Raw genomic sequence first — 12,807 nt, 5'->3', positions numbered from 1 at the left:
TTTTATTTTGAGTTGCTGGAACATTATCTTACCAACTTTCTATACTTAATTCGTTTTGGCATTAAATCCCCACCTAAACGTTTTTTCTTATTTTCTTCGTAATCACTAAAACCGCCTTCAAAGAAATAGACTTGAGAATCACCTTCAAACGCTAAAATATGGGTACATATTCTATCTAAAAACCATCTATCGTGACTAATAACAACCGCACAACCTGCAAAGTTTTCTAAACCTTCTTCTAATGCTCTCAATGTGTTTACATCTAAATCATTGGTAGGTTCATCCAAAAGTAATACGTTTCCTTCTTCTTTAAGTGTCATAGCAAGATGTAAGCGGTTACGTTCACCACCAGAAAGCAATTTTACTTTCTTGTTTTGCTCACCTCCTGAAAAATTAAATCGACTTAAATAAGCTCTAGAATTCACTTCTTTTCCGCCCATCATTACCAACTCTTGCTCATCACTAAAGTTTTGCCAAATTGTTTTTTCAGGATCTATATTGGAATGCTTCTGATCAACGTAAGCAATCTTAGCGGTTTCACCTACTTTAAACTCACCTTTATCAGGAGTTTCTTCACCCATAATCATTCTGAAAATTGTGGTTTTACCAGCACCGTTAGGCCCAATAACACCTACAATACCTGCTTGTGGAAGATTAAATTTTAAATCATCGTACAACAATTTATCATCATAACCTTTAGCCACACCAATAGCTTCTATAACATTTGTTCCCAAACGTGGACCGTTGGGAATATAAATCTCAAGTTTTTCATCAAGTTGTTTTTGATCTTGACTCATTAATTTATCGTAGTTCTTCAAACGTGCCTTTTGCTTTGTCTGACGGCCTTTTGCACCTTGACGTACCCAATCGAGCTCACGCTCTAACGTCTTTTGACGCTTAGATGCAACTTTACTTTCTTGTGCCATACGTGTTGACTTTTGATCTAACCAAGATGAGTAATTTCCTTTCCAAGGAATTCCCTCTCCTCTATCTAACTCTAAAATCCAACCTGCTACATTATCTAAGAAATACCTATCGTGAGTTACAGCAATAACAGTTCCTTTATATTGTGCTAAATGATGTTCTAACCAATGTACTGATTCTGCATCTAAGTGGTTAGTAGGCTCATCTAATAGTAAGACATCTGGCTCTTGAAGTAACAGACGGCATAAGGCAACACGACGACGTTCCCCGCCTGAAAGTACTCCGATTTTCTTGTCACCATCCGGAGTTCTTAAAGCATCCATTGCGATTTCTAGCTTAGTATCTAATTCCCAAGCACCTGCAGCATCAATCTGATCTTGTAATTCGGCTTGACGATTCATAAGCTTTTCCATTTTATCTGGATTGCTATAAACCTCTTCTAAACCAAATTGATCATTAATACTATTATACTCATCAAGAATAGCAACAGTTTCAGCCGCACCTTCTCTAACAATTTCCATAACAGTTTTGTCATCATCTAATTTCGGTTCTTGTTCTAAATAACCTACAGAATAGCCAGGTTGAAAAACGACATCACCTTGATAATTATTATCAACACCTGCTATAATCTTTAATAATGTAGATTTTCCAGATCCATTAAGCCCCAGAATACCAATTTTTGCTCCATAGAAGAAACTTAAATAGATATTTTTTAAAACTGGTGTATTTGCGCCAGGAAAGGTCTTTGTTAGACCAGACATTGCGAAAATTACTTTTTTATCGTCACTCATAATTCTTTATTGTTTTTGAAAATTAAACATTACTGTGGTATACAATATTGTTTACATTCGACCTTTTAAAGCGTTAAAAACCCATGCAATACAATAGAATCCACCACCAACAGCAGCAAATCCCCAGCCAGCAACATCATCGTATCTAAATGCACCAAGAGCAATCAATCCACATCCTACAAATACCATTATCCAAGTAGCCCAAGCTAATACTGTGTTTTTATTCATTGCCATAGTCAATCTTAAATTTAATAATTAGTTAGTTCACAAATATCGTGAAATTTAAGAAGAAATTGTATAAATTCTTTATGCTTTTACCAACCTATAGTCCATTAACACCATACAAACCCAAGAGTTTTTTTAAAATTATTTAAACATTAATACCTAATGATATTTTAAATTATAAAATAATTTTACAAACTAATTTGAAATTTATTTATTTCGATTAAAAGTTCATCATTAAGTTCTTTATTTACAATTTTTTCTTCTAAAAAATTATCATTAAATGAAGGTAAAGAAAATGTTCCTACAATATCTGCATCATGACGAGGAAATCTATCTAAAGCAATTTGAAGAACGGATTGCCCTCCTCTAGCTCCTGGCGATGTTGCCATTAATAACATTGGTTTATTTAACCAGTTCTTTTGTTCTAATACAGAGAGCCAGTCAAATAAATTTTTAAATACTGCAGAATAAGCGCCATTATTTTCTGCTAATGAAATTATAATACCATCGCTTTTCTTTAACAGATCTAAAAATATTACTGCATTTTGAGGTATGCCTTCTTTTTTATGCAAATCCTGACCGTAAATTGGCAATTCAAAATCATTTAAATCTAGAATTTTAACATCCACATCTTTAACAAGACATGCCGCATAGGTTGTTAATTGTTTATTAATTGATTCAGAACTATTACTTCCTGCAAAGGCTATTATTTGTTTCATTTAATGTGTATTTATTTAATGTTAAAAATACAAAACCACAATTAGTGTTCCTAGGAATAAATTTTGATCTAACAAATAATCATTTTCGAAACATCGAATCGTTTTTGTAAATTCGTGCAAAACAATATTGCGCAATGGATATCAAATTCAACATAAACGAAGACCATAATAAACTTCTTCTTTCCGATTTAAAAAAACGATTGGTAAAAGTAAAATTAGGTGGTGGTGAAAAAAGTATTGAAAAACATAAAGCTAAAGGTAAAATGACGGCACGAGAACGTGTAAACTATCTTTTAGATTCTAAAGCGAAATCTATAGAAATTGGCGCTTTTGCAGGAGAAGGGATGTACGAACAATATGGAGGTTGCCCATCAGGAGGTGTTGTTGTAAAAATGGGTTATGTAAAAGGAAAGCAATGTATTGTTGTCGCAAATGATGCTACTGTAAAGGCAGGAGCATGGTTTCCTATTACAGGAAAAAAGAATTTACGTGCACAAGAAATAGCCATTGAAAATCGATTACCAATTATTTATTTAGTTGATAGTGCAGGTGTTTTTTTACCAATGCAAGATGAAATTTTTCCAGACAAAGAACATTTTGGACGTATTTTTAGAAACAATGCCATAATGAGTAGTATGGGAATTACGCAAATTGCTGCGGTTATGGGAAGTTGTGTTGCGGGAGGCGCTTATTTACCAATAATGAGTGATGAAGCCATAATTGTTGATAAAACAGCTAGCATTTTCTTAGCTGGAAGTTATCTCGTTAAAGCGGCTATTGGTGAATCTATAGATAATGAAACTTTAGGAGGTGCGACCACACACTGTGAAATTTCAGGCGTTACGGATTATAAAGCCAAAGATGACAAGGATGCTTTAGATAAAATAAAATCTTTAGTTGATAAAATTGGGGATTTTGATAAAGCTGGTTACAATAGAGCTGAATCTAAAAAACCAAAAGATAACCCTGATGACATATTTGGTATTCTTCCTAAGAGTAGAGCTGACCAATATGATATGAAAGAGATCATTAAGCGTTTGGTTGACGACTCTGAATTTGATGAATACAAACAAGATTATGGTAAAACCATCATTACAGCTTATGCTAGAATTGAAGGTTGGGCTGTAGGTATTGTTGCTAATCAAAGAAAATTAGTTAAAAATAAACAAGGCGAAATGCAATTTGGTGGTGTTATCTACAATGACTCTGCTGATAAAGCTACGCGGTTTATAGCCAATTGTAATCAGAAAAAAATTCCATTAGTTTTTCTTCAAGATGTTACAGGCTTTATGGTAGGTAGTAAATCTGAACATTCAGGCATTATAAAAGATGGTGCTAAAATGGTAAATGCTGTAAGTAACTCTGTAGTTCCAAAATTTACTATTATATTAGGGAACAGTTATGGTGCTGGTAATTACGCTATGTGCGGAAAAGCTTATGATCCAAGATTGATTGCCGCTTGGCCAAGTGCAGAATTAGCTGTTATGAGTGGAAATTCTGCTGCAAAAGTTTTATTGCAGATAGAAACTGCTTCTCTTAAGAAGAAGGGTGAAAAAATTACTAAAGAAAAAGAAGATGAATTATTTAACAAAATAAAATCGAGATACGACGATCAAGTATCTCCTTATTATGCAGCTTCTAGAATATGGACTGATGGAGTTATAGATCCACTAGATACCAGAACTTGGATTTCTATGGGAATTGAAGCAGCTAACCACGCGCCTATTGAAAAGCCTTTTAATATGGGAGTTTTACAGGTTTAAACATACTTCTTAAATTATTATATAAAAAAAGAGAGCGCAAATTGCGCTCTCTTTTTTTATATAATAATTTAAGATGCTATTAAAGAGTTATCCCTTCTCGTTTAGCTTTCTTTTCTGCTTTCATTTCTTTTAAACGTTCCATTGATGCACCAAAAATCCAGTATGGTACTACAAAGGTTAAAAGGAAAATTAATAACCAAAATCCAATAGTTAATATGGTTAAAAATGCTAAAAATCCTAAATATTGATCAAATTCGAACATAATTCTTTTGTCGTTTACGTTTTGTTAGTACAAAGATATAACCAAAATCTAAATTTTACAATACCTTGCCCTAGTTTTATTAACAGGTTATTAAAATTTAAAGTGCTTTTACTAATAAATCTGCTGTTGCCGGATTAGTTGCTAGTGGTACATTATGCACATCACACAGTCTCATTAGCATTAAAATATCTGGTTCGTGAGGATGACGATCTAATGGATCTCTAAAAAATAAAACCATATTACATTTACCCTCAGCTACTCTTGCTGCAATTTGAGCATCTCCTCCTAAAGGTCCAGACATAAACGCATCCACTTGAAAACCTGCTTTAGAAACTTTCTCTCCTGTAGTCCCTGTGGAAATTAAATTAATTCCTTTTTGATGTAAAACTTCATTATGTTCATTTAAAAATTGAACCATTTCTGCTTTCTTACCATCGTGTGCAATAATAGCAATTTCCATATTATAGATTATTTACATGATAACTCACTAACCCTTCAATTGGACGCCTGATAAAGTTACCAACTTTAAATCCAAATTCTTTAGCGACTTCTTTTATTTCCTTTTGAGCAAAATAAGCTATAGAACCAGCAAAATGTACTAGTGTACCTGCTTTTAATTCTTCTTTATATTGAAGAATCATGTTTTCAGAAAATAAACGAATCCCTTTTGTAATAAGCGTACTAATATATTCTGAGTCTTTATTTATAAACATAAACTCTGCATGATCTGCTAAATAGGCACTAGGATTTGTTTGTTTGTAAACATTAAACTTAATATAATCTGCATCTAGATTATGCTTATGAGCAAATGCTACTCTAATTGTATCTGGCATTTTATTAAAAAAGTAATCTCTAATTAATTGCTTACCAAAATAATTACCACTAGCATCATCCATTAATATAAAACCAAGACTAGAAACACGTTGATGTAAATTAGCACCATCGTAGTAACTACAATTAGAACCTGTACCAAGTATACATACTACAGCGGCTTCGTCATTAGAATTTATACATGCCCTAACGGCAGCATAAGTATCTTCTCTAACTTCTACAACTGCATTAACAAAATAAGACTCTAAGATAAACTGTAATAAAAGCCTAGGCTTGTCCGTACCACAGCCTGCACCATAAAAATAAACGTGAGTTACATCTTCTGCAATCTCCATTAACTCTTTACTTTTCCTTATAATTTTATTGATTTTTTTCTCTGCTACTATTGCAGGGTTTAAACCTTTGGTTCTTATCTTATCAACGGTTTGTTTACCATCTTTATCTATTGCAATCCAATCGCACTTTGTAGAACCACCATCTGTTATTAAAATCATGATAATGTATATAAATAAAAATTCCGTAGTTTATGACAAATCATAATTCTACGGAATTTTCAGAATTAATAATATGTATTAAAGGTTATTTACCTTTTGAGCTAAATCAACTAATTTGTTTGAATATCCAAATTCGTTATCATACCAAGAGATTAACTTGAAGAATGTAGAATTTAATTCAATTGAAGCATCAGCATCAAAAACACTAGTTCTTTCTTCACTTACGAAATCTTGAGACACTACAGCATCTTCAGTATAACCTAAAACACCCGCCATAGATCCTTCTGATGCTTTTTTCATAGCAGCCTTAATCTCAGCTAAAGTTGTTTCTTTTTTAGTTTTAACTGTTAAATCTACTACAGAAACATCAACAGTTGGTACTCTAAAAGCCATACCTGTAAGTTTTCCGTCTAATTCTGGAATTACTTTACCTACTGCTTTTGCAGCACCTGTAGAACTTGGAATAATGTTGTTAAGAGCTGAACGACCTAAACGGTAGTTTTTACGAGATGGTGCATCTACAGTAAATTGTGTAGAAGTTGCAGCATGAATCGTTGTCATTAAAGCTTCTTCTATACCGAAGTTATCTTCGATTACTTTAGAAATTGGTGCCAAACAGTTTGTAGTACAAGATGCATTAGAAACAATGACATCACTAGCAGTTAATTTATCATCGTTTACTCCCATTACAAACATCGGAGCATCTTTACTTGGAGCAGAGATTACTACTTTTTTAGCACCACCATCAATATGATATTGAGCAGTCTCTAAAGTTGTAAAAATACCTGTACATTCTGCTACAACAGTTGCTCCAGCTTCATCCCATTTAAGACTTTTAGGATCTTTTTCTGCGGTAACACGGATTGTTTTTCCGTCTACTACTAAGTGTCCATCTTTTACTTCAACAGTTCCATCAAATCTTCCGTGAACTGAATCGTACTTTAATAAATATGCTAAATGTTCTACGTCTAATAAGTCATTGATCGCTACAACATCTACGTCGCTACGTTTAACTGTTGCTCTAAAAACAATTCTTCCTATTCTACCGAATCCGTTGATTCCTAATTTCAAATTTGCCATTACTTTAAATTTATATTAATGTTTACTCGTTATTTATATTGACATGATGTCTGAAACTCTTAAAAGTTCCTTATTTATTTTTGATTTTCCTTTTACGGCTTGGTCAAATGGTGTTAAATCCATAACATCATTTTTAAGACCTACCATATAATTACTTTTACCCGTAATTAAACTCTCTACAGCCTTAACTCCCATTCTACTCGCTAATACACGATCGAAACAAGAAGGTGAGCCACCACGTTGCATGTGACCTAAAACAGAAACTCTAACTTCGTACTCTGTCATATTTTCTTCAACATAGTCCTTAAGTTCAAAAACGTTTTTACCAATTTTATCCCCTTCGGCAACAACAACAATACTAGATGATTTACCCGATGCTTTACTTCGTCTTAAAGAATCTAATAATCTATCTAATCCTAAATCTTCTTCAGGAATTAATATTTCTTCTGCACCTGCACCAACACCTACATTAACTGCAATATGTCCTACATCGCGTCCCATAACTTCTATAAAGAATAGTCTATTATGTGAACTTGCGGTATCTCTAATTTTATCTATTACTTCAACAACTGTATTTAAAGCCGTATCGTAACCCAGTGTATGTGTTGTACCAAAGATATCATTGTCTATCGTTCCTGGTATTCCCATTACTGGAAAGTTAAATTCTTGATTAAAAACCATTGCTCCAGTAAAGCTACCATCTCCACCAACTACAACAAAAGCGTCTATACCAGCTTTTTTTAATTGCTCGTATGCTGCCTTTCTACCGTCTACTGTTCTAAAAGCTTTTGATCTTGCAGATTTTAAAATAGTACCACCTTTATTAATGATACCTTTTACACTTCGTGCATCCATTTCAACAAAATCCCCATCAATCATACCTTCATAACCTCTATAAATACCGTAGCATTTAATACTATGAAAGGCACACGTTCTAACAACTGCTCTAATCGCAGCATTCATGCCTGGTGCATCTCCTCCGGATGTTAAAACACCTATTTTTTTAATTGTTTGTAGCATTGTCTAATTTATTTACAGTAAAATTAAGAAACTATACATAGATTAAACTGACTATTATCATAAAAAGATGAGCTAAATTCTAATTCAATCGTTTTCGTTAATAAGTATTTAAAATAACGTTGTATAATTTACGAAATTCATAGTTTAGTTTTCGATTTTTCATCCTTCATCATCATATAAGCAGGAAGCATGTCGTTATCATCAGCCTTCTTTTTTTCACTCTCTTTCTCCTGACTTTTATCCTTTACATTTTCTCCTGAAAAGATAATTTGAAGCAATTCTTTAAAGGAATCAAATTCTACATTGTAAGATAAACCCACGCCTTGAGTATACCCTATTTCTTCACCAAAATTACGAATACTATTTTCTCTATTAAATACCTTAGCTCTAAGCGTTCCGTCTTCATTTAATAGCAAATCAATTTGGACATCTCCGCTTATAACTGTCTGACTAGCACTTCCAAAAGGTACACCAACTTTACCGTTAACCAAAATCTTATCACTTATTTTTGTTTGAAGCGTTACACCTACCTTATTATCCGTTTGTAACTCTGGTGTGTCTTGACCTATTTCAAAATCAAAACCAACATCTAAATTTCCATTACTAGTTCCGAAAAGATTGTTAACAATCCCGGTGAGTCTTTCGGATATTGTGCCTGTAAAATTAGCACCTGTAACTCCACTTGAAAAGCCTCCAGACATTAAAAAGATTAAGGCTTGATTGTCTCGTTCTTCTTTTGAAGACAGCCTATACTCTAACTCTGATTTTACTGTAGAACTAACATTAGGAAACCTAAATGCAAATTGTGGATCTGGTTGTTCTAAATCTCCCGTTAAATGAATTTCAACTTCTACATCAATACTTTGGCTTATAGGGTTATCTAAAAGCACTGACGGGTTTGCGCTACCTGCATAAAGTGCTTTTAAGTTAATCTCAGCACCTAGAGGATCACCTTCCCAAACTATACTTCCCCCTTGTTCTACTCTAAACTTCTTTTCTACAAAACCACCATATTTAAAATTGTAAAATCCTTCTAACACCACAAAATCTCCCCACATATTAAAGGTTCCATTTGTATTAATTAAAAAGTTTAAGCCTCCGACTCCTTTTCCTTTAATTGTACTTCCGGCTTCTTTATCTATTACAATTTCTATCGTTGCATTTTCATTAACATTTAAGTCGAAATCTAACACCAATCCTTTCACTTCGATTTGCTGTGTAATTTCACCATTTACCCTATTTGCCTTTTCTTCTGGACTTAAAAAATGAATAAAAGAGTTATCACCAAAGCTCTCTGAATCATTTAAAGGTATAAAAAACTCGGTACCAGCCTCCGTTCTTCCATTTATAACTTTGATGACCAATTGCTCGGTTGGTCCTTTAATTTCTGCTTTACCAGAAATAAAACCTGTACCATAATATAATTCATCTTCAGACTCTTCTGTATCTAAAACGAGTAAACGATCTGTAGTTAATTCTAACCCTAATTTCCAATCTGAAAAATTATCGTGTGCAATGAATCCATTTAAATTTCCTTTTGAAAAGTATTTAGAATCGGTCATAGCAACATCATTAAAAATGAATTGTTGACCTCTAAGTGATACTTTAGAATCGAAATCGAAACCATAATCTACATTAAGATATGGAATAGACAAACCAGCTCTATCAAGCAGTAATTCTCCATAAATTGCGGGCTTATTTAAACTTCCGGTAACATTAGCATAACCAGAAACTAAACCTCTAATATTATTAATTACACCTTCTCCTAATGGATTGAGGGGATCTAACATGAATTCTTCGAAAGTTACATCTAAATCTATAACAGGGTTTTTATTAGAAATATCTATCATTCCCTTTGCTTCAAATGACTTTAAATTATCATTGATCAGCGTTACATCAACATCGTAATTAGTGATAGAATTGTTTCCTTCTATTTTAGCCGTAAGATTACCTAAGTCGTAGTCGTTAACAAACAACCCACTGATTTCTACATTAGATTTGGGTAGATAAACGCCATCAGTTTGTTCTACATACAATTTACCGTTTACAATACCTTTTAGCGCTAAACTATCAATTCTAGGTGTTATTTTAATTAGTTCAACATCTTTAAAATCGACATTAAACTTTTTATTTAATGAATCATTTATTTCACCTGAAACTAATATTTCTTCGTCTTCATGTGCTATACTAACCGGAAAAATATTGAATGTTTTAAAGTCTCGATCAAACTGTACTTTATTAAGACTATCTCTTTCAGAATTTAATAACCAATCATATCCTTTAAATCTAATATCTGATTTTCTTATTCCGACTACTGATTTATTCGACTTATCAATTGTGTAGAATAAGTTGAGTTTAAAATCATCTGTGTTATTTTCTCCTCCTTTAAATTCTGATTTAATTAATAAAGTATCTCGTTTTGTAACATTAATAAGACTAAACTGAGAAGCATTATAGATCCCTGTACTTAAACTATCAATCTCTATATATGTATTATATAAAGGATTGCTATTATCTATATTTAGATTTATATTGTTAGCGAAATAATCTTTAAATTTAATTTCTGGTGAATTAAATGTTAGCTCAAATCCTTTTTCATCTGTTTCTATTCTTCCTTCTATAAACGTGTTTTTACCAAGTATTAAATCCTTAAAAAAGACAGCTGCAATTTTAGAATAAATATTGAATTTAAAATCTATATACTGTCCTTCTTCAATTATATTTGGTACATAATTGGTATAAATACTTCCAACTGAATTTTCAACTAAACCAAGGATATCTTTTGTTTTAAATTGACCTGTTATTTTTCCGTCAATAATATCTGGTGAGTTTATAGAAATGGTGCGTTCTTCATTATCAAAGGAAGATACAATATCAAAATCTTCAAACGAGTAATCATTATCTTGATTCTTATACGTTGTATTTTTAATATTAATAGCACCTACAGCATTATCTAAGGTTGTTCCTGTTGCTGTCATAGTAACTAACCCTCTAAATTCTGAAACACGATCTCTAGTTACGAAATTTAAATTACTAAGATTAGCATAACCTACATTAGCTTTAAAATCGAATTTTTTCAAATCTTCAGAAAAATCAGCTAACCCATTAAAATCGAGTTGAAGGTTAAGGTCTTCTATCTGCATAATACCGTTAAAGATACTATTACCAAGATTACCAGCAATCATAATATCTCTGTAAGTATAGTTATTATAATTTAAGACAAATACATCACCTGTTACTTTAGTGTTTAAATTCTTTATGGTAAATCCTTTTCCGTTAACATCTAGATTTAAAGACGTGTTTTTAACTAAAGGATCGTTTATTAATTCACCTATATTAAACTCATCTAATGCTACATTACCTATATAATTTGCATTATCAATGTTATCAATATTAGTCAGTTTTAAATTCGATTTTATAAAGCCTAAATCTGTATCAATCTCTAAATCTGCTTCAACGCTTTTAGCTGTTATAAATGAGGTTCCTTTTATTTTAAAATTTCCAACCTTAGAAATTACTGTGGGAATAGAATTACCTAAAAGTCTTGGTAATAATGCTGTTAAATCTCTATAGTTAGAGGCTAAATTCTGAAAATTACCCCGTAAAGCAAAACTATCGTCTTCTCTACTAAATAAATTTTTAAAAGTAATATCTCCTATAATTCTTGTATTGCTAGATGTACTTACATTAAGGTTTTTAGCTTCAAGATTATTTAATGTTCCAGATAGATCGGCATTAAAATTAGCATGTTGATTCGTACCAAACTCGTCGAAAAATGCATTAAGTTCTGTTAAAGAAATATTTGACTCTCTAAAACTAGCTTTTATATTAACCTTGTCTGTAAAGTATTTTAAATCTTCTCGTTTATAATCAAACCGTAAGTCACCTTTTAGCTCAGAAGCATCTGTTTTTATACTTAGATCCCCAAAATTCATATGATCTAAGGTATATTCAAAATTTGCCATTAAATTCTTAACAGCTATTCCTCTATTATCTATGAAACTAAATTTATTTATTCGAGAACTTACCTCTGGACCATTAATTAAAAAATTAGTGGTATTTGCTTGTAAATTTGTAAACTCGAAAATTTTTGGGGTTTCTAGATTTTCGTTAATCATTCTAAAAAGACCATTCTCTATAGAAACATCGCTAGATGAAAACAGAAATTCACTCGGACCAACTCTAGGATTATCAGAGTCGAACTTTGCAACAAACACATCTAAGTTTGTTTCTTCCTGACCTATATAAGTCACTAAATTGAAAACAACATTCTGAAGATCTATATCACCAAAGTTAAGTTTACTTTTGTATAGATTCCTAAAACTAATTATAGAACTATTAAGTTCTCCTACACTAATTAAGGTATCTTTTTTGTAATCTTTAATTAAAATCTCTTTAAGCTCTACATCTCCATTAATCTGAAAACCAACTCTTCCGATATTTATATTTGTCTTAAAATCAGTATTAACTCTATCCGTAATGTATCTACCCAAGCGTGTTTGAACTGCTGGAATTGAAAGAATCAAAAACAAAATAAAAAAAAGGAGCACTATTATGCCTGCCAATTTTCCTATTATTTTGAGTATCCGTTTGATAGATTTTATGAGTTTTAATGTGTGAATTCTTATTACCTTTGTCCTTACAATACGTTGTTAAATATAGCATTGGACTATAAACGGTAAAATTAACAATTATTGT

The 12,807-nt window shown here is 32.0% G+C and carries 10 protein-coding genes; 1 reads left to right on the top strand and 9 read right to left on the bottom strand.

Annotated elements, in window-relative coordinates:
- Window positions 1-23 precede the first annotated feature (23 nt).
- The 3 genes from ettA to HM985_RS15755 form a co-directional block, all read right to left on the bottom strand.
- Window positions 24-1,715, bottom strand: a complete 1,692-nt coding sequence (gene ettA, locus HM985_RS15765) for an energy-dependent translational throttle protein EttA (RefSeq protein ID WP_179377175.1) — start codon at window positions 1,713-1,715, stop codon at window positions 24-26.
- Between the two features lie 51 nt (window positions 1,716-1,766).
- The gene (locus tag HM985_RS15760) at window positions 1,767-1,949 is read right to left on the bottom strand and encodes a CAL67264 family membrane protein (RefSeq protein ID WP_173589417.1); all 183 of its coding nucleotides are present in this window, start codon (window positions 1,947-1,949) and stop codon (window positions 1,767-1,769) included.
- A gap of 179 nt (window positions 1,950-2,128) precedes the next feature.
- Window positions 2,129-2,659, bottom strand: a complete 531-nt coding sequence (locus HM985_RS15755) for an NADPH-dependent FMN reductase (protein WP_179377174.1) — start codon at window positions 2,657-2,659, stop codon at window positions 2,129-2,131.
- Window positions 2,660-2,793: 134 nt separating this feature from the next.
- Here HM985_RS15755 and HM985_RS15750 point away from each other — a divergent pair, with 134 nt between their 5' ends.
- A complete protein-coding gene (locus tag HM985_RS15750; RefSeq protein ID WP_179377173.1) occupies window positions 2,794-4,422 on the top strand; it encodes an acyl-CoA carboxylase subunit beta in 1,629 nt (542 codons plus the stop codon).
- A gap of 79 nt (window positions 4,423-4,501) precedes the next feature.
- Here the strand turns inward: HM985_RS15750 and HM985_RS15745 are convergent, their stop codons facing one another.
- The 6 genes from HM985_RS15745 to HM985_RS15720 all read right to left on the bottom strand — a co-directional run bounded on the left by HM985_RS15745 (window position 4,502) and on the right by HM985_RS15720 (window position 12,635).
- On the bottom strand, window positions 4,502-4,684 hold the full coding sequence (locus HM985_RS15745; RefSeq protein ID WP_179377172.1) for a hypothetical protein: 183 nt from the start codon (window positions 4,682-4,684) through the stop codon (window positions 4,502-4,504).
- A 97-nt stretch (window positions 4,685-4,781) separates the two neighbouring features.
- Window positions 4,782-5,144: a methylglyoxal synthase gene (locus HM985_RS15740; protein ID WP_179377171.1), complete on the bottom strand. Its 363-nt coding sequence runs from the start codon at window positions 5,142-5,144 to the stop codon at window positions 4,782-4,784.
- Window position 5,145: 1 nt separating this feature from the next.
- Window positions 5,146-6,009 (bottom strand): N-acetylglucosamine kinase, encoded by an 864-nt coding sequence (locus tag HM985_RS15735; RefSeq protein WP_179377170.1) that lies wholly within the window; start codon window positions 6,007-6,009, stop codon window positions 5,146-5,148.
- A gap of 78 nt (window positions 6,010-6,087) precedes the next feature.
- Complete coding sequence (gap, locus tag HM985_RS15730) at window positions 6,088-7,089, bottom strand: type I glyceraldehyde-3-phosphate dehydrogenase (RefSeq protein WP_173589409.1); 1,002 nt, start codon at window positions 7,087-7,089, stop codon at window positions 6,088-6,090.
- A 33-nt stretch (window positions 7,090-7,122) separates the two neighbouring features.
- A complete protein-coding gene (gene pfkA, locus HM985_RS15725; protein ID WP_179377169.1) occupies window positions 7,123-8,109 on the bottom strand; it encodes a 6-phosphofructokinase in 987 nt (328 codons plus the stop codon).
- Between the two features lie 137 nt (window positions 8,110-8,246).
- Window positions 8,247-12,635, bottom strand: a complete 4,389-nt coding sequence (locus HM985_RS15720) for a translocation/assembly module TamB domain-containing protein (protein ID WP_246285046.1) — start codon at window positions 12,633-12,635, stop codon at window positions 8,247-8,249.
- Window positions 12,636-12,807 lie beyond the last annotated feature (172 nt).

The sequence above is a fragment of the Winogradskyella wichelsiae genome (genome assembly GCF_013403925.1).
GTDB classification, from domain to species: Bacteria; Bacteroidota; Bacteroidia; order Flavobacteriales; family Flavobacteriaceae; genus Winogradskyella; species Winogradskyella wichelsiae.
Note: the sequence above shows the minus strand (reverse complement) of the source record. Positions and strands in the feature narration are given on the sequence as shown.